Source organism: Pseudomonas sp. GL_093 (assembly GCF_057837605.1).
The window spans coordinates 1111114-1134075 of record NZ_CM174448.1 but is presented as its reverse complement, the minus strand read 5'-3'; the positions used below and the strand labels follow the sequence as shown (position 1 = coordinate 1134075).

The 22962-nt window shown below is 57.8% G+C and carries 20 protein-coding genes and 1 pseudogene; 5 read left to right on the top strand and 16 right to left on the bottom strand.

Annotated features, from left to right (window positions below; all coding sequences use genetic code 11):
- Nucleotides 1-65: 65 nt before the first annotated feature.
- The 4 genes and pseudogenes from AC3IUE_RS04995 to AC3IUE_RS04980 all read right to left on the bottom strand — a co-directional run.
- Nucleotides 66-524 (bottom strand): annotated as a pseudogene (locus AC3IUE_RS04995) (cupin domain-containing protein); the annotation flags it as partial.
- Between the two features lie 83 nt (nucleotides 525-607).
- Entirely contained in the window at nucleotides 608-1102 is a 495-nt protein-coding gene (locus AC3IUE_RS04990) for a RidA family protein (protein WP_046045959.1), read from the bottom strand.
- 49 nt (nucleotides 1103-1151) lie between these two features.
- Nucleotides 1152-2432: a biotin carboxylase gene (locus AC3IUE_RS04985; RefSeq protein WP_489265913.1), complete on the bottom strand. Its 1281-nt coding sequence runs from the start codon at nucleotides 2430-2432 to the stop codon at nucleotides 1152-1154.
- A gap of 42 nt (nucleotides 2433-2474) precedes the next feature.
- Entirely contained in the window at nucleotides 2475-3575 is a 1101-nt protein-coding gene (locus tag AC3IUE_RS04980; protein WP_046045957.1) for an MFS transporter, read from the bottom strand.
- Nucleotides 3576-3723: 148 nt separating this feature from the next.
- Here AC3IUE_RS04980 and AC3IUE_RS04975 point away from each other — a divergent pair, with 148 nt between their 5' ends.
- The gene (locus AC3IUE_RS04975) at nucleotides 3724-5133 is read left to right on the top strand and encodes an aminotransferase-like domain-containing protein (RefSeq protein WP_489265910.1); all 1410 of its coding nucleotides are present in this window, start codon (nucleotides 3724-3726) and stop codon (nucleotides 5131-5133) included.
- Nucleotides 5134-5339: 206 nt separating this feature from the next.
- Here AC3IUE_RS04975 and cyoE read toward each other — a convergent pair whose 3' ends face one another.
- The 12 genes from cyoE to AC3IUE_RS04915 all read right to left on the bottom strand — a co-directional run bounded on the left by cyoE (nucleotide 5340) and on the right by AC3IUE_RS04915 (nucleotide 17008).
- Nucleotides 5340-6227, bottom strand: coding sequence for a heme o synthase (cyoE, locus tag AC3IUE_RS04970; protein WP_008147631.1), 888 nt, complete (start codon nucleotides 6225-6227; stop codon nucleotides 5340-5342).
- Nucleotides 6228-6238: 11 nt separating this feature from the next.
- Complete coding sequence (gene cyoD / locus AC3IUE_RS04965; RefSeq protein ID WP_033061037.1) at nucleotides 6239-6574, bottom strand: cytochrome o ubiquinol oxidase subunit IV; 336 nt, start codon at nucleotides 6572-6574, stop codon at nucleotides 6239-6241.
- Nucleotides 6575-7201, bottom strand: coding sequence for a cytochrome o ubiquinol oxidase subunit III (locus AC3IUE_RS04960; protein WP_008147627.1), 627 nt, complete (start codon nucleotides 7199-7201; stop codon nucleotides 6575-6577).
- Between the two features lie 3 nt (nucleotides 7202-7204).
- Nucleotides 7205-9235, bottom strand: a complete 2031-nt coding sequence (gene cyoB / locus AC3IUE_RS04955) for a cytochrome o ubiquinol oxidase subunit I (protein ID WP_056743113.1) — start codon at nucleotides 9233-9235, stop codon at nucleotides 7205-7207.
- A 3-nt stretch (nucleotides 9236-9238) separates the two neighbouring features.
- Nucleotides 9239-10183 carry a ubiquinol oxidase subunit II gene (gene cyoA, locus AC3IUE_RS04950; RefSeq protein WP_056743111.1) on the bottom strand — a complete coding sequence of 315 codons (945 nt, stop codon included), beginning with the start codon at nucleotides 10181-10183 and terminating at the stop codon, nucleotides 9239-9241.
- Between the two features lie 814 nt (nucleotides 10184-10997).
- The gene (locus AC3IUE_RS04945) at nucleotides 10998-11507 is read right to left on the bottom strand and encodes a disulfide bond formation protein B (RefSeq protein ID WP_056743109.1); all 510 of its coding nucleotides are present in this window, start codon (nucleotides 11505-11507) and stop codon (nucleotides 10998-11000) included.
- A 234-nt stretch (nucleotides 11508-11741) separates the two neighbouring features.
- Nucleotides 11742-12518 carry an ABC transporter substrate-binding protein gene (locus AC3IUE_RS04940; protein ID WP_489265907.1) on the bottom strand — a complete coding sequence of 259 codons (777 nt, stop codon included), beginning with the start codon at nucleotides 12516-12518 and terminating at the stop codon, nucleotides 11742-11744.
- 318 nt (nucleotides 12519-12836) lie between these two features.
- The gene (gene moaE, locus AC3IUE_RS04935) at nucleotides 12837-13289 is read right to left on the bottom strand and encodes a molybdopterin synthase catalytic subunit MoaE (RefSeq protein ID WP_008153471.1); all 453 of its coding nucleotides are present in this window, start codon (nucleotides 13287-13289) and stop codon (nucleotides 12837-12839) included.
- 3 nt (nucleotides 13290-13292) lie between these two features.
- On the bottom strand, nucleotides 13293-13535 hold the full coding sequence (gene moaD / locus AC3IUE_RS04930) for a molybdopterin converting factor subunit 1 (protein WP_056743105.1): 243 nt from the start codon (nucleotides 13533-13535) through the stop codon (nucleotides 13293-13295).
- Complete coding sequence (gene moaC, locus AC3IUE_RS04925) at nucleotides 13532-14005, bottom strand: cyclic pyranopterin monophosphate synthase MoaC (RefSeq protein WP_033061025.1); 474 nt, start codon at nucleotides 14003-14005, stop codon at nucleotides 13532-13534. The genes moaD and moaC overlap by 4 nt, the downstream gene beginning before the upstream one ends.
- 146 nt (nucleotides 14006-14151) lie before the next feature.
- Nucleotides 14152-15546, bottom strand: a complete 1395-nt coding sequence (locus tag AC3IUE_RS04920; RefSeq protein WP_046045946.1) for a PhoH family protein — start codon at nucleotides 15544-15546, stop codon at nucleotides 14152-14154.
- Nucleotides 15547-15883: 337 nt separating this feature from the next.
- Nucleotides 15884-17008 carry a polysaccharide deacetylase family protein gene (locus tag AC3IUE_RS04915; protein WP_489265904.1) on the bottom strand — a complete coding sequence of 375 codons (1125 nt, stop codon included), beginning with the start codon at nucleotides 17006-17008 and terminating at the stop codon, nucleotides 15884-15886.
- A gap of 232 nt (nucleotides 17009-17240) precedes the next feature.
- Here AC3IUE_RS04915 and yaaA point away from each other — a divergent pair, with 232 nt between their 5' ends.
- The 4 genes from yaaA (at nucleotide 17241) to AC3IUE_RS04895 (ending at nucleotide 22952) form a co-directional block, all read left to right on the top strand.
- Nucleotides 17241-18020, top strand: a complete 780-nt coding sequence (yaaA, locus tag AC3IUE_RS04910; RefSeq protein ID WP_489265902.1) for a peroxide stress protein YaaA — start codon at nucleotides 17241-17243, stop codon at nucleotides 18018-18020.
- Nucleotides 18021-18827: 807 nt separating this feature from the next.
- Entirely contained in the window at nucleotides 18828-20144 is a 1317-nt protein-coding gene (locus AC3IUE_RS04905) for a nucleotide sugar dehydrogenase (protein WP_489265900.1), read from the top strand.
- A 121-nt stretch (nucleotides 20145-20265) separates the two neighbouring features.
- Nucleotides 20266-21747, top strand: a complete 1482-nt coding sequence (alg8, locus tag AC3IUE_RS04900) for a mannuronan synthase (RefSeq protein WP_442965796.1) — start codon at nucleotides 20266-20268, stop codon at nucleotides 21745-21747.
- Nucleotides 21748-21782: 35 nt separating this feature from the next.
- Nucleotides 21783-22952 (top strand): PilZ domain-containing protein, encoded by a 1170-nt coding sequence (locus AC3IUE_RS04895; protein ID WP_489265898.1) that lies wholly within the window; start codon nucleotides 21783-21785, stop codon nucleotides 22950-22952.
- Nucleotides 22953-22962 lie beyond the last annotated feature (10 nt).

Below are 22962 nucleotides of genomic sequence, written 5' to 3'. Positions count from 1 at the left end.
CAGCGAACGCTGACTCCCTGGTGTGCAACGAAGGGAACATGACGGTTGGACAGTGATCAGGCCTGGCGATCGCCCAGATTGGAGAGCGACGCCATTTGCGGCATGTTGCTCATGTTCAGCATCACCAGCGGCTCGTCGTCGCTGGTGTTGACGAAGCCGTGCCGGGTCCATGCCGGCACCAACAAAACATCGCCCATGCTGACGCTCACTTCATCGGCATCGCCCAAGGTCAACGCGCCGCGGCCGGACTGAATGATGAACAGGTGCCACCACGAATGAGCATGCCCGTTCAACACCGCGCCCGGTTTCAACCATTGCATGGACACCGCCATCCCTGGCGTCAACTTGCAACCTTCGATGCTGTTGTCGTGGGCCAGCGCAACAATATCGACTTCGCTGGCCTCGAGGCTCTGACGCATGCCTGTCAGTTCACCCCTCCGCCAAACCTGTGCACTGACCGGCGGCTGGTGCAAACTCTGGCGAAAGTCCTTATATGAAAAAAACGCACCTTGAACGTTATTCATCGCGAGTTCCAACTTATGTTGTCGACTTTAATGACCGAACCTTAGGCCAACCATTCAGCGCTGTAAAGCCGAACAACTAACACTTATAACGCTGACGGTTTCAGCGCTGCAATCATGTCGACTTCTATCGCAGCATTTTTCGGTAACTGATAAACACCCACGGTCGTTCGGGTATGTTTACCGGCGTCCCCCAATACATGACTGAATACATCCGACGCGCCATTGGCCACTTCGCTGAGATCAACAAAGTCTGCCGTGGATTTCACATAGACCGTTATCCGTATCAGCGACTTTATTTTATCCAGCGAACCAATGGCATCAACGATCAGCGCCAGCCCGCGCATCGCACTGATGCTGGCTGCCGTTTGAGCATCCGCCATGTTCAATTCCAGGCCGACTCTGCCGGGGTACTGGATTTTGCCGTTCATGCGCGGCACCAGACCGCTGATGTACAGCTCATCATGATGCCGAACCAGCGGGGCATAATGCCCGCCGGCGGTGTTCTCGCCGTAGATGTCATAGCCGAGCTCTTTTGCCAGGTCGATGAAACGCTCATCACAGCTCTTTTGCTCAATCATTTACCAAACCCTCTGAATCAATAATGCAAAAAAACGCAGGTCCCACCGCTCAGCCACAGGCCCTCGTCGCCGGGGCCAGACAGGTGACCTCGACGCGTGACTCGATCGCTTCTGCCAGCCGCAACAGGTTGTCGCTGAGTTGTCCGTAGTCCTTGCTGAACAACACGATGTGGCCGATGAATGAGGTGTTGTCTTTCACCAATGCCGTGACCGAATCACCGACGCGCTTGGCATACAGCGCTTCCACCAGTTCGATGTTCAGTTTTCGGGCCAGCGATTCGATGTCTGGCGTGGCGCGCAAAAGACCGTCAGCCGGCGCTCTGAGCAGACGGATGCCGCAGTAACCCCGGGCGACGGGATCATGGTGTTCGGTCTTGCCTTCCACCGCCCATCTGACCCAGCTTTCCCACGGATCGAAATCCACGAACGCCAGACGGGCCAGGTCCCAGATGTGCATGCCGCCGGGGCGCATGTTGGTTTCCACTGCCGAGGTCAGGCCGTCGGCGCGCAGGAAAACTTCGTTGTGGTAGGCGCCGTTATCCACCGAGACCAACGCCGACATGTGCCGACCCGCTGCCGACAATCGAGCCTGCACATCGGCCGTCAACGGCGCGGGCACCACCTGCTGGATTTCCGCGCGATAGGCGCCTTCAGTGGTGGTTTTCTCGGTGACCCAGGTGCTGCCGGCCACGTAATCCCAGCTGTATTCCCGGGCGTTCTGGATCAGCTCTTCGAGGACGATGCCACCTTCGCGATACGGCTTGAGTGCGTGCCAGGCCTCGTCGCATTCAGACGGATGATGGATGACCCGACAACCTCTGCTCGCCCCTTCACAAGCCGGTTTGATGAATGCTTTGCCGCCCAGTTCGATGACCCTCTGGCGCAGTTCGGGCAGGCTCTCGATGCGTACGGAAAACACCGGGCGGTAATGCTCCGGTGAAGTGCTGGCAGCCGCTTCCAGTTTGCGAAAGATCTGCTTGTCCAGCCCCGCCCGCGCCTCGCCCGGGGTGATGCCGGGCAGGCCGAAATGCGAAGCCAGCGCGGCACCGAGCAACACGCCACGGTCGGAGAAAGGCAAAACCCCGATCAGCTTCCATCGATCGGCGTTCAGACAGCCCACCACCAGTTCCAGGGAGGCCGCTACCGCTTCGGGCGCCAGTGAAGTGCTGCAGACGTGATCGGCCACTTGCTCGTCATCGGGCTGAATCTGATCGACCAGCAAGATGAGCCGGGCGTCATAGAGCGTCTTGCAGAGCTCGCGCAGTTTCTGGATGTCGTGAACCCGATTGCCGTTGTACCCGACCACGACTACGCATGATGTCGTATTCATGAAGCCTCCGACCTGTGAAGTGAATAGCGCAACCGCGATGACTCAGTCGTGCAACGACGCATTGGATTTACGGTTGAGGTAGTACCAGGCCAAGATCCCGCCCGCGCCAATGGCGGCCAGCACCAGTGCGTTGTACGGCGGCGGCACGACCCGCATGATCAGCACCGTCAGCCCGGCGCCAACGCCGAGGGACACTTCCTTGACGAACATGTTGTTTTGTTTGACGGAGAAGTAATCGAGGTAGCTGAACGCACATTCGGCGAGGGACAGCAGCGCCACCCAGATCAACGCGCCAGCGAGGGTTTCGACGTGAAAAGCGGCCGGAGACGAGAGCACCGCAAAACCACCGACGATGATCCCGATCACGGCGACCACCTTGAAGCGCCCGGTGCGTTCGATCAGTTTCATCATCGGCACCTGAGCGAACACCACCACCGCGCTGTTGAGGATCAGCATCAGGCCATACCAGGCCGGTAATTCACCGGTTTCGAGCAGGATGGCTTGCGGCAGGATCGAGAACACGCCAAACAGTTTGATCCCCATGATGATGCCGGCGATCACCCACGGCAGTTTGTTACGCCAGCCGCTGCCGTCCTGGGTCACCGGGTGGGCAACGACCGGTTGAGTGGTGAACGTTGCGCCCATGGCGATGGGCAAACAGAGCAGCACGAATGCGGCGGCGCCGAGGAAAAACATCGTTGGGGTCAACAAGGGCGAGAGCAGAATCAGCCCCGCCAGCAGGCTGCCCATGTTCATGGCGACGCGGTTGTAGGCCGCGCCCTCTTTGGTCTGCGCTGCTTCGCTCTTGATCAGGTAACCGGCAATCGCAATGCCGTAGGCAAACAACGCGGCGGCGAACATCACCATGCCCTGGTTGCTGGTGACCGCGAGCAAGACCAATCCGAGGGCGGCGCACAGCAACGTGACGCTCAGCGAACGCCGGCCCAACACCAACAAGGTCAACGGCAACAGCAACAGCAAGGCCCGATAGCCGAGGGCAAGGATGCTGTTGGTGGCAGTGTCGAGCCAGACGTTGGCCTTGCCCAGCACGGCAAACAGCGACACGGCCGTGATGATTCGGATTGTGAACAGCCGAATGTTAATCACTGGTTTGGCTATGGCGACCGTTGTTTCTACACTCATGTAACACCTCTGGAACCGAGCGATTGCCAAGGCCACAGGCGCCGACAATCAGGAAAGTCTGTAAGGTATGGTAGAGAGAGACGCTTATTTTCATCAGAGCAAGTTCGTATAGAATCCAACGAACTTTACTGCCGGAGAGACCAGTAAAATGCAGGTTCAGCGCGCAGTGATCGCCGCCATCGAGTTCCAGCAGGGTGTACCGCTGGTTCAGCAGATCGTCGATCAGTTATCGGAGGCAATCAGCCACGGAGGCTTGCCTCACGGCTCCCGGTTGCCGCCGATTCGCGAACTCTCCGAGATGATGAACGTAGGCAAATCCACCGTGGTGGATGCTCTGGACCGCTTGCGGGCCAAGGGTTTGGTGGTTTCACGCCAGGGCTCGGGGCATTACGTGCACCGTTCCAGCACCACGATCAAGACCGATGCCGGCCCGGACCTGCAACCTCAAGACACGCTCAGCGTGGTTCGCCGAGCGGTGCTGCTGGACAATGGCGCGCTGCGCCCTGGGGCCGGTTTCCTGCCGTCCTCGTGGCTGCCGGCTGACGAGTTGCTGAAAGCCGTGCGCGGCACACTGCGCGCAACTTCCCTGCGCATGGGCGAATACGGCGTCGCCAGCGGTTACCTGCCGCTGCGCGAGGCGTTGCGGGTCAAGCTGTCGACCTTGGGCATCGAAGTGCCGGTGGACCAGATCATCACCACGGCCAACACCGTGCAGGCCATCGACATGCTGATGCGCCTGCTGGTCAAACCTGGCGACACGGTGCTGCTCGACGATCCGTGTTACTTCACCATGCACACCAATCTGGCCTTGCATGGTGCCAAGGTCATCACCATCCCCCGCGGGAGTGACGGCATGGACCTTGAGGTCTTCGAGCAACTGCTGATTGCCCATCGTCCCGTGCTTTACATGACCAACAGCACCCTGCACAACCCGACCGGGCATTCGTTCTCCCCGGCGCAGGTTTATCGCTTGCTGGAGTTGAGCCACCGCTATGGTTTCCACATCGTCGAAGACGATTTGTACTGCGACTTGCAGCAACGAAGCACGCCACGTCTGGCGGCGGGTGGGCTGGACAACGTCAGTTACGTGTCCGGTTTCTCCAAGACTCTGACGGCTAACAGCCGCGTCAGCTACGCGGTGCTTTCACCGCAACTGGCCGCACGGCTGGTTGCGCTCAAAATGGCCGCCGGTGGCATGACTTCGGAACTGGCGGAGCAGATTATCTGCACGATGCTCAGTGATGGCAGCTATGCCAAACATACCCGGCGCACCGTGGATCGGCTTTATGAGTCGAGCAGTCGGGTGACGAGTTGGCTGGAGGAGGCAGGTTGCTCAGTGTCTTCGCTGCCGGGGGAAGGGTTGTTTATCTGGACGCGATTGCCCGAAGGGCTGGATGCCGAAACGCTGGCAAGGAAAGGCCTGGAAATCGACCTTGTACTGGCCCCCGGCACCCTGCTCAGCAAAGCGCCGAGCGCTAGCCACTTCCTGCGTTTCAACGTGGCGCACAGCGATAACAGCCAGGTGCGGGAGCGGTTTTTCCGGTTGCTCGATAGCTGAGTTTTCCTGATAGACCGCGGTGCGGCCTTCGCGAGCAAGCTCGCTCCCACAGGGGTTCAGCCTCGTACTCAAAATTGGCAGCAACGCCGATCCAATGTGGGAGCGAGCCTGCTCGCGATAGGGGCGACGTGGTCTACCAAAAGAAACCCAATAAAAAGCCCCGCGCTTCTCTCGAAGGCGGGGCTTTTCAATGCAGCCTCTGAATCTTAAGGCGCGTAAGTCAGCAACAGCTCACTCGGCACTTTAAAGTCCAGCGACATCATCACGCTCAACGCGGTAATGGTGAAGATCGAGAACACGAACAGCTTGCGTGCCCAGACCGTGTCATCCACTGCCTTGTAACCGGTCCAGGCCATGTACAACCAGTACATGCCCATGGCCGCGGCGACGGCGAGGTAGCTCATGCCGGCGTAGCCGCTGAAGGTCAGCATCAAGGTCGCCACGAGGAACGCCAGGATGTAGAGCAGGATGTGCTTCTTCGCCACTTCAATCCCGCGCTTCACCGGCAGCACCGGAATCGATGCGGCCAGGTAATCGTTGAAGCGGAAGATCGCGATGGCGTAGGAATGCGGCATCTGCCACAGGCTGAACATCACCAGCAACGTCAGTGCGGCCATGTCGAAGCTGTTCGTCACAGCGACGTAGCCAATCACCGGCGGCATGGCGCCCGACAGACTGCCCACCAGCGTGCCGTGAACCGACTTGCGCTTGAGGTACAGGCTGTAGAAGCCGACGTAGATGACAAAGCCGATCACCGCGAACAACGCGGCCAACGGGTTGGCCACTTTGTACAACAGTGCAACGCCGAAAACACCCAGGACGGTCGCAAACGCCAGGGCCAGTTTCAGGGAGATCAAGCCCTGGACCAGCGCCCGGTTCTTGGTGCGTTCCATCTTCAGGTCGATGTCGCGGTCGATGCAGTTGTTGAACACGCAACCGGAAGCCACCACCAGCGACGTGCCGATCATGGCGGCCAGGAAAATGGCCAGATCGACATGCCCTTTCGAGGCCAGGAAAAATCCGCCCGCCACAGAAAGCACGTTACCGAAAATGATCCCCGGTTTGGTGATTTGGATAAAGTGCTTAAAGGACATCCGGACTTTCCTCAGTGCGCCATCATGTTGGTGTGGATGCTGTACATGATCCACAGCGACAGGCCTACCAACAGGACGATGACCAGTGCAGCGAAGACAAACGCAATCACGTTGTTACGCTGGGCAGCGGAGCGGTCCAGGTGGAGGAAGTACACCAGGTGCACGAGCACCTGGATGACTGCGAAGGCCAGTACGATCCACAGGGTCAGGGCTTTCGGCAGCGATGGGTACATCACCAGGCCGAAAGGAATGACCGTCAGGATTACCGACAGAATGAAACCGATAGCGTAAGACTTGACGCTGCCGTGGCTGGCGTCGTGGCTATCGTGGGAATGAGCGTTAGCCATTTACATAGTCCCCATCAGATAAACAACGGTGAATACGCAGATCCACACCACGTCCAGGAAGTGCCAGAACAGGCTCAGGCAGCTCAGACGAGTCTTGTTGGTCGCCGTCAGGCCGTTTTTCTGCACCTGGTACATCATGATCGCCATCCAGATCAGACCGCTGGTCACGTGCAGACCGTGGGTGCCGACCAGGGTGAAGAACCCGGACAGGAAGCCGCTGCGGCTAGGACCGAAGCCTTCGGAGATCAGCATGTGGAACTCGTTGATCTCCATGCCGATGAAGCCGGCACCGAACAGGAAGGTCATGCCCAGCCAGCCCAGTACCTGGTTCTTCTTGCCCTTGAACAACGCCAGCATGGCGAAGCCGTAGGTGATCGAACTGAACAGCAGCAGAGCGGTTTCGCCCAGTACGTACGGCAGCTCGAAGATGTCGTGGCCCGACGGGCCACCCGCTACGTTGTTAACCAGTACCGCGTACGCCGCGAAGATCGACGCAAACAGAATGCAGTCGGTCATCAGGTAGAGCCAGAAACCGAATACGGTCATCTCGCCCGAGTCGTGGTGATGGTCGTCGTGCCCATGGTCCGTGCCATGGGCGTGTCCAGCAGTGGTCACTAAGTTCGACATGGTTTAAGCCTGTTCCAACGAGGTTTCAACACGGGTGGCGGTGGCTGGAACTTTCCCGGCCGCTACCAGACGCTTGTGCTGCTCGGCTTCGATGCGCTCGATCACGTCGACCGGCACCATATAGCCCTGATCATCGCGGGCAGCGTGGATCACGAAGTAGCCCACGGTGCCAACCAGGCCAACGATGGCCAACCACCAGATGTGCCAGATCATCGCGAAACCGAACACGGTCAACAGAGCACCCATGACCACACCGGTCGCGGTGTTGTTTGGCATGTGGATCGGTTCGTAACGGGCCGGAGCCTTGTACGCGGTACCGTTTTCCTTGGCTTCGGTGAACGGATCGATGGTGTCTGCTTTTGGCAGCACGGCAAAGTTGTAGAACGGTGGTGGCGACGAGGTCGACCATTCCAGCGTGTGTGCATTCCACGGGTCACCGTGTTCGCACATGTTTTCCGGCTTGTTGCGATCACGCACGCTGACGTACAGCTGAATCAGCTGGCAGGCGATACCGACCGCGATCATCACCGCACCGAACATGGCGACGTACAGGTACGGCACCCACTCAGGGTTGGTGGTGGCGTTCAGACGACGGGTCATGCCCATGAAGCCCAGTGCATAGAGCGGCATGAACGCGACGAAGAAGCCCGAGATCCAGAACCAGAACGCTGCCTTGCCCCAACCTTCGTGCAGCTTGAAGCCGAACGCTTTAGGGAAGTAGAAGCCGAAGCCGGCGATGTAGCCGAATACCGCGCCGCCGATGATCACGTTGTGGAAGTGAGCGATCACGAACAGGCTGTTGTGCAGGACGAAGTCCGCACCCGGGATGGCCAGCAGTACGCCGGTCATGCCGCCGATGGCGAAGGTCACCATGAAGCCCAGGGTCCACAGAACCTGGCTGGTGAAACGCAGACGCCCTTGGTAAATGGTGAACAGCCAGTTGAATAGCTTCACTCCCGTCGGGATCGAAATCAGCATCGTCGCCAGACCGAAGAAGGCGTTGACGCTGGCACCCGAACCCATGGTGAAGAAGTGGTGCAGCCAGACCATGAAGCCCAGGATCGAAATCGCGCCCGATGCGTAGACCATCGAGTGGTGGCCGAACAGACGCTTGCCAGTGAAGGTCGAGATGACTTCGGAGAAGATCCCGAACGCCGGCAGAATCAGGATGTAAACCTCGGGGTGACCCCAGGCCCAGAACAGGTTGACGTACATCATCGGATTGCCACCAAGTTCATTGGTGAAAATGTGGAAATCCATGTAACGGTCAAGCGTCAGCAGTGCCAGGGTAGCGGTCAGGATCGGGAACGAGGCCACGATCAGGACGTTGGCCCAGGTGCAGGTCCAGGTGAAGATCGGCATGTCCATCAGTTTCATGCCCGGGGTACGCATTTTCAGCACGGTGGCCAGGAAGTTAACCCCCGTCAGCGTCGTGCCCAACCCGGATAGCTGTAGCGCCCAGATGTAGTAATCCATCCCCACGCCCGGGCTGTATTGCAGACCCGACAGCGGCGGATAGGCAACCCAACCGGTCTTGGCGAATTCGCCGACGCCCAGGGACAGGTTGATCAGCACCACGCCGGACACCAGCAGCCAGAAGCTCAAGGAGTTCAGGAACGGGAAGGCAACGTCACGCGCGCCGATCTGCAGCGGCACTGCAAGGTTCATCAGGCCGGTGAAGAATGGCATCGCCATGAAGATGATCATGATCACACCGTGAGCGGTGAAGATCTGGTCATAGTGTTCAGGCGGCAGATAGCCAGGCGAACCCTCGGTGGCCATGGCCAACTGGGTACGCATCATGATGGCGTCGGCAAAACCGCGCAGCAGCATGACCATGGCAACGACGATGTACATCACGCCGATTTTCTTGTGGTCGACCGAGGTCAGCCACTCGGACCACAAGTAGGTCCACTTCTTGAAATAGGTGATTGCAGCGAACAGCGCCAGACCACCGAGCGCGATCATGGCGATGGTTATCATCACGATCGGTTCGTGGAACGGGACCGCTTCCCAACTTAATTTACCAAACATCGTTTACTCCTCTGCCCCGGCAGCTGAATGCGAACTCATGTCCATCCCTTCCATGGCGGCCATTTCGTGCTCTTTCTTCTCGTGGTGCATCGGCTTGCCCGGATTCATACCTTCGTACTTGTCGACGATGATCTGGAACAGGTTCGGCGTGACCGAGGAGTAGAGCTCGACTGGGTTGTTCTGGCTTGGCTTGGAAAGGGCTTCGTATTCAGCTTTTTCAAGCTGTTTAGGTGCCTTTTTGACTTCGCTGACCCAGGCGTCGAAATCTTCCTGAGAGGTGGCGATAGCTTTGAACTTCATACCGGTGAAACCAGCGCCGCTGTAGTTGGCGGAGATACCGTCCATTTCAGCGTTCTGGTTGGCGATCAGGTGCAGTTTGGTCTCCATGCCGGCCATCGCGTAGATCTGGCCGCCCAGGGCCGGGATGAAGAACGAGTTCATCACGGAGTCGGAAGTGATCTTGAAGTTGATCGGCGTGTGCGCCGGGAACACGATCTTGTTGACGGTGGCGATGCCTTGTTCCGGATAGATGAACATCCACTTCCAGTCCAGCGCGACCACTTCAATGGTGATTGGCTTGACGTCGGATTCCAGCGGCTTGTAAGGATCCAGCGCGTGGGTCGACTTGTAGGTGACGTAACCCAGGGCAATGATGATCAGCACTGGAACAGCCCACACCGCGATTTCGATCTTGGTGGAGTGCGACCATTTCGGCGTGTAGACGGCGTCGGTGTTGGACGCGCGGTATTTCCAGGCGAACAGGAAGGTCATGATGATGACCGGAACCACGACCAACAGCATCAGCAGCGTTGCGGTGATGATCAGGTTTCGCTCGTCCAGGCCAACCTGGCCCTTGGGATCGAGCAAGGTCATGTTGCAGCCTGACAGCAACAACGTGCCGATCAGCGGCAATAAGCCTAGTAGTCTGGGGTACCTGTTTTTACTCATCTCACGACCTCTAAAGCAGCTTGCGCAATGCAGTTGGGTTTTGATCGCCAACACTTCACCCTGCCAAGGGTTGGCATTTTTCTTGGATTGAATAAGTGGCTGCCCGTCGCGCGTCAGACGCTGTTCGACAAATCCTGGGCCAGCGTTGAGTTCTTATTCGAATTCGTGGTCAAAGGCCTTGTTACAGACCAATTCCATTTGGTGCGGATAGTTGGAAGGCACCGACACCTGGGAGTCGCATGAAGCCAACCGGCCTCTCGACGCCCTATTCCTGCTCAGGGATGAGCAGTGCCGGGAATTCAGTGCGGGCGATTGTAGATATGTAACGTTTTATAAACCATGTCTCATCCCGAAATAATTTTTATCCATTCCAGCAACAATCATTCACGGTATTTGCAAAAGTGCGCCATGGTATCGAAATAAATTCTCAACAAAAACACCAAAAATTGTAGGTCTACCTCAGGCAGTTCAGACAGTATCGAAGGCGCTGCACCCTCCTTCGACCCTGCCAAAGCCCCCATGTGACAAGGGCTTCGGCAATTCGCCAAGGCCTGTTAAAACTGCCTGTTCCGGATTTTTTGGGTTGAAGTTGCCAGACACTAAAACAGGCCAATTTTGTTGCGTAGTCATGTACCAATTCGGCGCCCTGAAATGCCTTGCGACACTCCCGCTGTGACAACATGTCGCACACGTGCCACACCCATACTTGTCGCGCATCAAGGTCATTTAACCTGTGCCCTGAAATGCAAAACGCCCCGGCCCCCTCAACGAGGGCCCGGGCGTTTTTTTGTGTGCAGCGATGCGGCGGATGACTTCAGCGCAGGGCTTTGCGGTTACGCGAAGTGAGCAGCGGCACCAGCACCACGATCAGCACAAAGGCTAGCAGCGCCCATTGTGCAAGCGACAAACCGAGGATCGGCGGGTATGGCGTGGAGCAGAAGCCGTCGACCTGGAAGCCCAGCGGGAAGATCTTCGCCAGTGGCAAACCGTCGACAATCGGTTGCAGCACGTCGATGCCGCAGCTGACCGCCGGATAGAACTGGGTATAGACGTGATGCCCGGCCACCCCGACGCCTGCAAGTGCGCAGATCACCACCAGGGTTTCAAATACTGTGATGCTGCGGCGGGTGCGCATGGCCGCGCCGATGAACGCGAAGAGCGCGATCAGCAGCAACGCATAACGCTGCAGGATGCACAGCGGGCATGGCGCCTCGCCCAGAACAATTTGCATGTACAGCGCACCACCGATCAGCCCCAGGCAGATGATGCCCAGCAACACCAGATAGCGCCGTTCACGGCCCAACCGCATCGTTTCCTCGCTCATTGCGTTTCCCTTCTAAATATCGATTGCCCAGAAGTCTACACGCTGACCCTGACCTTTGAGAGTCCGGCGCGCACAGCGGGGTATCGGGGAATAGACGACGAGCCGGTTAAGAAGGGATTAAATTCGGGCTATTTCCAGAGATTTGCATGATCCCACGACCGCATCGCCAGCAGGCTGGCTCCCACAGTTGAATGCATTCCAAAGTGGGAACCAGCCTGCTGGCGATGCGTTTGCTCAGTCGCCGTAGATATCAGACTTGAAGTACTTCTCTGAAATCTTCTGGTATTCGCCACTGATGCGAATGCCGTCGATGGCCGTGTTCAGCTCGTAGACCAACTCAGTGTTGCCCTTGCGCACCGCAATCCCGGCGGCCTCGCCCACGTATTTCGGATCCTTGAGCTCCGGCCCGACAAAGGCATAACCCTTGCCACGCGGCATCGTCAGGAAGTCATTCAGCGGGATGGTGTCGGCAAAGATCGCATCGAGGCGACCGGCAGCCAGATCCATGTAGATTTCTTCGTTGTTGCCGTAACGCTTGACGTTGATACCCTTCGGCTCGAAAACCTCAGTGGCGTAACGGTCAGTGGTGGTTGCGCGCTGCACGCCAACCGTCTTGCCCTTGAGGCTGGCGTACTGGTCATCCACGACCGCGCCGTCCTTCATCACCAGACGCGACGAGGTGAAGTAGTACTTGTGGGTGAAATCCACGGACTTCTTGCGGTCTTCGTTGATGGTCATGGACGACAGCGCCATGTCGATTTTCTTCACTTTAAGGGAAGGAATCAGACCGTCGAACTCACCTTCGACCCAGACACACTTGACCTTCATCTGCGCGCACAGGGCATTGCCGATGTCGTAGTCGAACCCGACAATCTCACCTTTATCGGTTTTGGACGCGAACGGTGGATAAGCCGCTTCGATGCCGATGCGCAGGGTTTTATCGGCGGCGAACAGGCTGCTGCACGCCAACAGGCTCAGGGCCAGACCGGTGATGAGGGGGAATTTCTTCATGTTCGTTCTCTCGCGGGTTGTTGTTGGTTTGGCAAGACAGAAGAAAGAGCAGAAACGGGGAAACGCTTTTTTGTACTTATAATTCCATACTGGACTTTTATGTATAGGCCGTCAATCAGGGCAGGTGGGGTTTCGGCGGCCGATGGTCGGGAGGGAATCAGAGGGGGAAGTGGGTGTTGCAGATGGCCTCTTCGCGAGCAGGCTCGCTCCCACATTTGATCTCCATGTACACAAATGCTGTGTACGACATAGATTCCCTGTGGGAGCGAGCTTGCTCGCGAAGGCGGACTGACAGCGGACAAAAAAACAACTGACTATCTACTGCTTCCAGCGATCCGCCGCCGCATGATCGCTGTCGCGCCCTTCAACCCAACGCGCCCCGTCAGGGGTATTTTCTTTCTTCCAGAACGGTGCGCGGGTTTTCAGGTAGTCCATGACAAAGGCGCAGGCGTCGAACGCCGCCTGGCGGTGGGCGCTGGCGGCGCCGACGAAGACGATCGGCTCCCCCGGCTCCAGGGCGCCGATGCGATGCAGCACTTCAAGCTTTAGCAGCGGCCAGCGCTGCTCGGCCTCTGTGGCGATCTTGGCGAGGGCTTTTTCGGTCATGCCCGGGTAGTGCTCAAGGAACATCCCGGCGACGTCGAGTCCGTCATTGAAGTCGCGAACATAGCCGACAAAACTCACCACAGCACCGACGCCCACATTGGCGGCATGCATGGCGTTGACTTCAGCACCCGGATCGAACGCCGTGGATTGCACGCGAATCGCCATGGCTCAGCCTCCGGTCACGGTCGGAAAAAAGGCCACTTCATCGCCATCGCTCACCGGCTCATCGAGCTGACACAGATCTTCGTTGCGAGCGCACATCAGGTTTTGCTCGCTCAACACTTCGGCACCGTCTCGCTGGGCCAACAGTGCACGCACATCGTCGACGGTGGTGAAGCTGCCTTCAACCTTCACCGAATCAACGCCGAGCGCTTCACGGTAACGGGCAAAAAACTTCACGGTGACGTTCATGGTTGATCCGCCTGGAAATGGCCGCTCTTGCCGCCGAGTTTCTCCAGCAGGCGCACGCTTTCAATAGTCATGCCGCGATCCACGGCTTTGCACATGTCGTAGATAGTCAGCGCCGCGACGCTGGCGGCGGTCAGGGCTTCCATCTCCACGCCGGTTTGTCCGGACAACTTGCAGCGCGCGACGATGCGCACGGTGTCGTCGCCTTCGGCACTGAGTTCGACCTTGACGCCGGTGAGCAGCAGCGGATGGCACAGAGGGATCAGATCGCTGGTTTTCTTCGCCGCTTGAATGCCAGCGATACGCGCCACGGCGAACACATCACCCTTGGGGTGACCGCCGCTGACGATCATCTGCAGGGTTTCGGGCAGCATGCGCACCAGCGCTTGGGCCGTTGCCTCACGGAACGTCACGGCTTTTTCAGTGACGTCGACCATATTGGCGCGACCTTGGGAATCGAGATGAGTCAGCACAGGGATACTCCTGATCAGGAGCCCCGATTGTAAACCTGTGGGTCAAAATTCCGCACGTTTGATTGCAAGATTGCCACGCTCCCACATTTGATTTATGTCGGGCATAAAAAACCGGACGGCTTTGGGCCGCCCGGTTTTGATGAGGTTTACAAATGCGATTCGGCGTATTCGGCCAGAATCGAACGTGGCACCCCTTGCAGGGTGATGTGCACACCGTTGGGGAAATCCTTGAAGCGCTCTGTCAGGTATGTCAGCCCGGAACTGGTCGCGGACAGGTAAGGGGTGTCGATCTGCGCCAGGTTGCCCAGGCACACCACTTTGGAACCGGCGCCGGCACGGGTGATGATGGTTTTCATCTGGTGCGGCGTGAGGTTCTGGCATTCATCGATCAGGATCAGACTCTGCTGGAAGCTGCGGCCTCGAATGTAGTTGAGGGATTTGAACTGCAACGGCACTTTGCTGAGGATGTAATCGACGCTGCCATGGGTGTTTTCGTCATCCATGTGCAAGGCTTCGAGGTTGTCGGTGATGGCGCCTAGCCAAGGCTCCATTTTTTCCGCTTCAGTGCCGGGCAGGAAACCGATCTCCTGGTCCAGGCCCTGCACGCTACGGGTCGCGATGATCCGGCGATAGCGTTTGCTGACCATGGTCTGCTCGATCGCCGCCGCCAGTGCGAGGATGGTTTTACCGGAACCTGCAGCCCCGGTCAGGTTGACCAGGTGGATATCCGGATCGAGCAAGGCGTACAGCGCCAGGCTTTGATAGATGTCACGCGGTTTCAGGCCCCAGGCTTCCTGGTGCAACAGGGGTTCCTGATGCAGGTCGAGAATCAGCAGTTTGTCTTCCTCGATCTCCTTGATCCAGCCGACAAAGCCCTGTTCGTCGATGATGAACTCGTTGACGTGCACCGCCGGCAGGTTGTCGATCAACTGTACCTGGTGCCAGGTGCGGCCATGGTCCTGACGGGTGTCGACATTCCTCACACGGTCCCAGAAGGAACCGGTCATGTTGTGATAACCGTTGGGCAGCAGCGACACGTCGTCAACCAGTTGGTCGGTGCTGTAGTCCTCGGCCGCGATCCCGCAAGCCCGGGCCTTGAGGCGCATGTTGATGTCTTTGGTCACCAGCACTACGGGCAGCTTTGGTTCGCGCGCGTGCAGGTCGATCAACTGGTTGATGATGATGTTGTCGTTCAGGTGCTCGGGCAGAATGATGTTCGGTTCGGCACGTTTGCTCATCAGAATTGACAGCAAACCCTTGGGCCCACTTTTGCCACGCTGGATCGGCACACCGAGTTCGACATCTTCGGGGCTGGCATCGCCCAAGGTCTTGTCGATCAGGCGAATCGCCTGACGGCATTCCGCAGCCACGCTGTGATGCCCGCTCTTGAGCTTGTCGAGCTCCTCAAGCACGGTCATCGGGATGGCGACGTGGTGTTCTTCGAAGTTAAGCAGGGCGTTTGGATCGTGAATCAATACGTTGGTATCGAGTACATAAAGGATTGGCTGGTTGGAGGAAGAACTACGTCCGTGATCATCCATACTCGGTCACCTTTGTGGGAGCCAGTCGACGCAATACCGTTACAGTGCTGCGCCTCGAAGTGGCCACCGAATTCACCTGCGGGGACTCAAGTGAACTGCATCCATAGCTGGGTCTTGGAAGACGCCACCTGTGTTGCAGGTTTCGGCGGTCTGTCTTCGTAATACTCCAAAACCTGTGACAGAAAAAAGTACTTTGACGTTTTTTTGAAGTTTATTTTTCAGAGTGACCAATAGCACTAGGCGGATTGCCATCACCCCGTTAAAGTCGGAAGTCCGCCTGCACCGAACTCTCGCCCAAAATCATCCCTCCCCCAATGTTTACGGCCTTTCGCCGTTTTCAGCGAAATGCGTCCTGACAGTCTTCCCAGCCGATTCCGCTTTGCGCCGTTTGCGTGATGAGCCAGGGCATCGCCGTTTTCAGCGCATCCTGCTTCACGTTGAAGTTGATCACCCCGTGGCGCCACAACAACATCAGGCTCAACACCCGTTGCGCGCTCTGATTGGCTTTTAGCTTGCCCGCACCGTCCTGGGCATCGATATCCCACAGCGCCACCTGCAAGCCCTGGGATTTGAAAAATCCCTCAGCGTCAGACCGACGCTGACCATCGGGCGGCCGAAACAATGGCACGTAGTTCTCGGGCAGTTTGCTTTTGACCAGTTCGGCGCTGCGTCGTACCGAGTCCTGCCAGTCCTGCCAGTGGCTGTGGGAGCGAAATTCCCAGCCTTGCACGCCAATGCACTGCTTCGAGTACGTCGCTTGCAGGCTGGCTACCGAACGATCGACCAGACGGGCCTGAATGTCCTTGCCGAGGACGAAGAACGTGCCGGTCATGTTCGACTTGCGCAGGTATTCCGTGGCCCAGGCGGTGTTATCCGGCGCGGTATTGGCGGCACTGTCGAAGGTCAGCAAAAACAGCCGGTCATGCATCTGATCACCGTTGCGCTCATAGTCGCCAAAACGATCGACTTCGCTGCTGGTTTGCGGAAACAGCGCTGCCTTGCGTAATTGCTCGTCCAGGTACTGGGCGTGGAACAGTCGGCTCGGTTCGGCCCACTTTATGTAGTAGCTCTCATCGCTGACCTGAAACTTGGCGGCTTGCTGGCGCAGGGTGTCCATGTCCTCGACCAGGAAACAGAAGGAGGCATCCTGATCGCAGCTCTGCTGGGCGTAGTTGTAGTTGGTCAGCAGTCGCTGCCACATGCGCTGGCGCAGGTTGTTGATCGATTCCAGATTGACCGTGCGCAACCCCAGGCGCTGGGCCAGGCTCACTTCATCCAGGGATTCGCTGGCCAACAGGACGCGAGAAAACATGAGGATCTCGGCCCGTGATGCCACATCAAACAGGGTCGGGCTGTTGAGCTGTTCAGGCCAGGTGCTGCGATCAAGCGTCGCCACATCGCCCGGCGCCGCCATGGCGCCAAAGCTCAACAGCCAGGCCGAGAATAGAAAAACGATACGCAATGGGATGTCTCCATAACAAAACCCGCGCGGCACTATATCGCGGGAAGATCAAAAGATCGCAGCCTCGCTTCGCTCGACAGCTCCTACAGATGTACGCGCACTGTAGGAGCTGTCGAGCGAAGCGAGGCTGCGATCTTGTTCCATGACACCACCGATCACCTATGACGCTCATAGCTGGAGTCAACAAGGACAACCCCCTAGAATCGCCCCCACGATTAAAGGAGACGACTTCATGCTGATGGTGATTTCCCCCGCCAAGACCCTCGATTACGAAACACCGCCGGCGACCCAGCGCTTCACCCAGCCACAATACCTCGACCATTCCCAGGAGCTGATCCTGCAATTGCGCGAGCTGGCCCCTGCACAAATCAGCGAGTTGATGCACGTCTCCGACAAGATCGGCGGGCTCAACGCCGCGCGTTTCGGCAGCTGGACGCCCGCGTTCACTCCGGAAAACGCCAAACAGGCACTGCTCGCCTTCAAGGGCGACGTCTACACCGGGTTGAATGCTCAAACTTTCAGCGAGGCCGATTTCGATTACGCCCAGCAGCACTTGCGCATGTTGTCCGGCCTGTACGGCCTGCTGCGCCCACTGGACCTGATGCAGCCGTATCGACTGGAGATGGGCACCAAACTGGCGAATGCCCGCGGCAAGGACTTGTATGCCTTCTGGGGCACACGGATCAGCGAATGGCTGAACGAAGCCCTGGCCGACCAAGGCGATGACGTGTTGCTGAACCTGGCCTCCAACGAGTACTTCTCGGCGGTCAAACGCACCGCCCTGAACGCGCGCATCATCAATACCGAATTCAAGGATCTGAAGAACGGCCAGTACAAGATCATCAGCTTCTACGCGAAAAAGGCCCGCGGCATGATGACTCGCTTCGTCATTGAAGAGCGCATCAACGACCCGCAAGCCCTCAAGCAGTTCGACGAACAAGGTTATCGCTACAGCGCCGAGCAGTCTAAACCGGACAATCTGGTGTTCCTGCGCGATCACGCACCCGAGTAAACACCCGGTTGGCGCACGCCTCATTAACGGTCGTGCGCCACGTCCAATCGTCCAACAATTCCCCGCTCCATTCGTCACTTTACTGACGTCAAAAATCAATCACCCGAATTTCTAACTTTAGTTTCACTCGACTTTGCTGATTTTTTTCAGTAGTGGCACTGAATTTTTTTATCGGTAGTGGCAAATAACTATCTAATCCGACAATAACCCTATGTATCAAGGGCGAAACAGGTGTTGCTATCAATATGAAAGCAGTGCCATCTTTTTCAATATTTCAAGAAATTTCAGAAATCGCGATGGGCGGACTGGAACTATGTCCAGATGCGTCGCTCATACCACCGGTAACCATTCTCTCTGAGCTTGTACGAGATAACTTACGCAGAGAAGAGATTCACGTAGCAAAGTTGTCACATTAACTTCTGCCTACTGATCCCTGATTTGGGCAACACATGAAGGACAGGAGATTAAGCATCATAAATATCCCCTACAAGGCCAAGGCAGCGCCCCTATAAACGTGCTCACCTGAGCACCCAACCGCTTGATTTACGGGCTTCTGGCCTGGCATTGAGCGCGCAAGACCTTTGCACGAATGTCTTCTGATTAGAAGATCTGCTGCATAACAGGGCACGCCATAACAATAAAAGCCTAGTTGCGCACATCTTGAGTGCACTTATTTAGACACTCGGAACTTATATGCCTGCACGCGGCATTGTGACGCCTTTAAGGCGCACTTCCGAGTGCACTACAACCGCTGAACACCATTAACTCCGGCCATGTAATGGCTTGATAAACACAGAGGTAATTGCGATGCGCATCAGCATATTTGGTTTGGGTTACGTCGGCGCAGTATGTGCCGGTTGCCTGTCTGCACGGGGCCATGACGTCGTTGGCGTCGATGTTGCCAAAGACAAAATCGATATGATCAACGCCGGTAAATCGCCGATCGTTGAACCGGGTCTGGGCGAGCTTCTGCAGAAGGGTATCGAGACGGGCAAATTGCGCGGCACGACCAACTTCGCCGAGGCAATTCGCGACACCGACCTGTCGATGATCTGCGTCGGCACGCCGAGCAAGAAGAACGGCGACCTGGAACTGAACTACATCGAAGCCGTGTGCCGCGAGATCGGTTTTGTCCTGCGTGACAAGACCACCCGTCACACCATCGTGGTTCGCAGCACCGTACTGCCAGGTACTGTGGCAAACGTAGTGATCCCGATCCTCGAAGACTGCTCCGGCAAGAAAGCAGGCACAGACTTCGGCGTTGCAGTGAACCCTGAGTTCCTGCGTGAAAGCACCGCGATCGCCGACTACGACCTGCCGCCAATGACCGTTATCGGCGAGTTCGACAAGGCTTCGGGCGACGTTCTGCAATCGCTGTACGAAGAACTCGACGCTCCGATCATCCGCAAGGACATCGCAGTGGCCGAGATGATCAAGTACACCTGCAACGTGTGGCACGCCACCAAGGTGACCTTCGCCAACGAGATCGGCAACATCGCCAAGGCCGTCGGCGTCGATGGTCGCGAAGTGATGGAAGTGGTCTGCCAGGACAAGACGCTGAACCTGTCCCAGTACTACATGCGCCCTGGTTTCGCGTTCGGCGGTTCCTGCCTGCCGAAGGACGTTCGCGCCCTGACCTACCGCGCCGGTTCCCTGGACGTGGAAGCACCGCTGCTCAACTCGCTGATGCGCAGTAACGAGTCCCAGGTGCAGAACGCCTTCGACATCGTCACCAGCCATGGCAAACGCAAAGTCGCCCTGCTGGGTCTGAGCTTCAAGGCCGGTACTGACGACCTGCGCGAAAGCCCGCTGGTTGATCTGGCGGAAATGCTGATCGGCAAGGGCTACGACCTGAGCATCTACGACACCAACGTCGAATACGCCCGTGTCCACGGCGCGAACAAGGATTACATCGAGTCGAAGATCCCTCACGTCTCGTCCTTGCTCAACGCCGATTTCGACGAAGTGATCAACAACTCCGACGTGATCATCCTCGGCAACCGTGACGAGAAATTCCGCGCCCTGGCGCAAGAAGCTCCACACGGCAAGCAAGTGATCGACCTGGTCGGTTTCATGTCCCAAGCCACCAATGTGAGTGGCCGGACTGAAGGCATCTGCTGGTAACAAGCGGCATCGGGAGGGTTTGCGGGGCTCACAAAGCCCGCAACCCTCCCGGCTTTTTCGCCTGCCTTAACCCCATCGGGCCACCCCACAGGCTCGCCCGAGATAGAGACGGATGCAGATTATGCACAGGCTAAAGCACGGCCTACTACAGGCCGCCGGTTGGCTGTTTTACTTAAGTATTTTGATGGGCATCGCCATGGCGTTGCCTGCGTCCACGTTCGACTCCGAGTCGAAGGACTTCATCTTCCTGATCGGTATCGTCGGTATCTGGCGCTACTCGATGGGTGCCACGCACTTTTTGCGCGGCATGCTGTTTCTGTACGTGGTCTACCCGCACCTGCGGCGCAAAGTGCGCAAGCTGGGTAAAGCGGCAGACCCGTCCCATGTGTTTCTGATGGTCACCAGTTTTCGTATCGACGCGCTAACCACCGCCCAGGTCTACGCCTCGGTGATTCGCGAAGCGATCGACTGCGGCCTGCCGACCACCATGGTCTGCTCCATCGTGGAAATGTCCGATGAGAAGCTGGTGAAAAGCCTTTGGGCCAAAATGAATCCACCGGCTCGCGTCAAGCTCGACTTCGTGCGCATTCCCGGCACCGGCAAGCGCGACGGCCTGGCCTATGGTTTCCGCGCCATCTCCCGCCACCTGCCGGACGACCGCGCAGTGGTTGCAGTGATCGATGGCGACACCGTGCTCGCTGAAGGCGTCGTGCTCAAGACCGTGCCGTGGTTCCAGATGTTCGGCAATGTCGGCGGCCTGACCACCAACGAGTTCTGCGAAGTGCGCGGCGGCTACATCATGAGCGAGTGGCACAAACTGCGCTTCGCCCAACGCCACATCAACATGTGCTCGATGGCCCTGTCCAAGCGCGTGCTGACCATGACCGGGCGGATGTCGGTATTCCGCGCCACTGTGGTGACCAACCCGGACTTCATCGCCGACGTGGAAAGCGACTCGCTGCAACACTGGCGCCTGGGTCGCTTCAAGTTCCTCACCGGTGATGACAAGTCGAGCTGGTTCAGCTTGATGCGCCTGGGCTACGACACGTTTTATGTGCCGGACGCCGCCATTCACACCGTGGAGCACCCGCCGGAAAAAAGCTTCATCAAGGCCAGTCGCAAACTGATGTTCCGCTGGTACGGCAACAACCTGCGGCAGAACTCCCGCGCCTTGGGCCTGGGGATGAAACGTCTCGGCCTGTTCACTTCGGTGGTGCTGTTCGACCAGCGTGTGTCGATGTGGACGTCGCTGCTGGGCCTGACCGTCGCGCTCATCGCCAGCTTCAAGTACGGCATCGCGTTCATCCTGGTTTACCTGCTGTGGATCGGCATTACCCGCCTGATCCTGACCGTGCTGCTGTCTTTGTCCGGTCACACGATCGGCCCGGCCTACCCGGCGATTCTCTATTACAACCAGATCGTCGGCGCGCTGGTGAAGATCTACGTGTTCTTCCGCCTCGACAGACAGTCCTGGACTCGCCAGCCCACTTCCCTGACCCGTGATCTCGCCAGCTTTCAAGGTTGGTTCAACACTTGGTCGTCTCGGACCATGACCTTCTCCGCCGGCAGCATTTTTGTTGCTGTGCTGCTGATGATGGTCTGACCGAACTCGCCTGAATTAACTAGGAAATCGTCCATATGAATACCGCCGTCAACGCCAACGTAGTGCATGAATCAGAAGCCCAGCGCCAGCACGCCCGGGTAAAAATCCCGGCCAAGCTGCGCTTCTACGGTCCTGACCGGACCCCGGTAGAAGCTCGGGTCATCGACCTCTCCGCTGGCGGCCTGGCTTTCAACGCCGGTCAGCTGCCATTGAAGATCGGCGATGTGTACAAGGCTCGCCTGCAGTTCGTTATCGATAACCTCGGCCTGGCCATGGACGTCGAGTTACTGGTGCGCTCCCACGACCGCGAAACCGGTCGTACCGGTTGCCAGTTCCAGAACCTCGAATCCCAGGACATTTCCACCCTGCGCCACCTGATCACTTCTCACCTGGCCGGCGACATCGTCACCATGGGTGAAGTGCTGGCCACCCTGCAACGCGACAACTTCACCAAGGCGCGCAAGAACAAGGATGGCGGCCACGGCATGACCCCGTTCGGTCGCCTGCGTGCAGTGACCTTCAGCTTCGCGATTTTCCTCGTCGGTCTGACGGCATTCGGTTTCATCTTCAAGTCGGTGTACGGCATGTACTTCGTCAGCCACGCCCAGGCAGGACTGGTCAGCGTGGCGGGCATGAACATCACCATGCCGCGCGACGGCACGGTGCAGAGCCTGATCAAACCCGACGGCGTTGCGGCCAAAGGCGCCCCGCTGGCGACGTTCAGCACCAGCATGCTCGACGTACTCAAGGGCCATCTGGACGACAACCAACTGCAACCGGCCAAGGTTGAAGAACTGTTCGGCAAGCAAATGACCGGCACCCTGACGTCGCCGTGCGATTGCACCGTAGCGCAGCAAATGGTCGCCAACGGCCAGTACGCCAGCAAGGGCGACGTGATCTTCCAACTGGTGCCGCGTAACAGCGAAGCCAACATTGAAGCGCGCTTCTCCTATCGCCAGTTTGGCGACGTGCTGCCAGGCAGCTCGGTCAGCTTCCAGATCGCCGGCGAAGACAAAACCCGTTCCGGCACGATCACCAGCAGCACCAGCCTGAAAAGCGCCGACCTGTCGTCCGACATCCGCGTGCTGATCAAGCCTGACGAGCCGCTGGACAGCAAATTCGCCGGTCGCCCGGTTGAAGTCAACGCCACCCGTGGTCCGAACCTGAACTGGCTGATCGACAAAGCCATGGCCGCCGGTCGTTAAAAACAAGAGG

Coding starts and splice junctions, on each gene's coding strand:
- cyoE (WP_008147631.1), bottom strand. CDS start 6,227: ATGTCCTTTAAGCACTTTATCCAAATCACCAAACCGGGGATCATTTTC.
- AC3IUE_RS04920 (WP_046045946.1), bottom strand. CDS start 15,546: ATGGATGATCACGGACGTAGTTCTTCCTCCAACCAGCCAATCCTTTAT.
- AC3IUE_RS04980 (WP_046045957.1), bottom strand. CDS start 3,575: ATGAGTGTAGAAACAACGGTCGCCATAGCCAAACCAGTGATTAACATT.
- alg8 (WP_442965796.1), top strand. CDS start 20,266: ATGCACAGGCTAAAGCACGGCCTACTACAGGCCGCCGGTTGGCTGTTT.
- AC3IUE_RS04940 (WP_489265907.1), bottom strand. CDS start 12,518: ATGAAGAAATTCCCCCTCATCACCGGTCTGGCCCTGAGCCTGTTGGCG.
- AC3IUE_RS04975 (WP_489265910.1), top strand. CDS start 3,724: ATGCAGGTTCAGCGCGCAGTGATCGCCGCCATCGAGTTCCAGCAGGGT.
- cyoD (WP_033061037.1), bottom strand. CDS start 6,574: ATGGCTAACGCTCATTCCCACGATAGCCACGACGCCAGCCACGGCAGC.
- cyoB (WP_056743113.1), bottom strand. CDS start 9,235: ATGTTTGGTAAATTAAGTTGGGAAGCGGTCCCGTTCCACGAACCGATC.
- moaD (WP_056743105.1), bottom strand. CDS start 13,535: ATGAACGTCACCGTGAAGTTTTTTGCCCGTTACCGTGAAGCGCTCGGC.
- moaE (WP_008153471.1), bottom strand. CDS start 13,289: ATGGCGATTCGCGTGCAATCCACGGCGTTCGATCCGGGTGCTGAAGTC.
- AC3IUE_RS04985 (WP_489265913.1), bottom strand. CDS start 2,432: ATGAATACGACATCATGCGTAGTCGTGGTCGGGTACAACGGCAATCGG.
- AC3IUE_RS04960 (WP_008147627.1), bottom strand. CDS start 7,201: ATGTCGAACTTAGTGACCACTGCTGGACACGCCCATGGCACGGACCAT.
- AC3IUE_RS04895 (WP_489265898.1), top strand. CDS start 21,783: ATGAATACCGCCGTCAACGCCAACGTAGTGCATGAATCAGAAGCCCAG.
- AC3IUE_RS04945 (WP_056743109.1), bottom strand. CDS start 11,507: ATGAGCGAGGAAACGATGCGGTTGGGCCGTGAACGGCGCTATCTGGTG.
- yaaA (WP_489265902.1), top strand. CDS start 17,241: ATGCTGATGGTGATTTCCCCCGCCAAGACCCTCGATTACGAAACACCG.
- cyoA (WP_056743111.1), bottom strand. CDS start 10,183: ATGAGTAAAAACAGGTACCCCAGACTACTAGGCTTATTGCCGCTGATC.
- AC3IUE_RS04905 (WP_489265900.1), top strand. CDS start 18,828: ATGCGCATCAGCATATTTGGTTTGGGTTACGTCGGCGCAGTATGTGCC.
- AC3IUE_RS04990 (WP_046045959.1), bottom strand. CDS start 1,102: ATGATTGAGCAAAAGAGCTGTGATGAGCGTTTCATCGACCTGGCAAAA.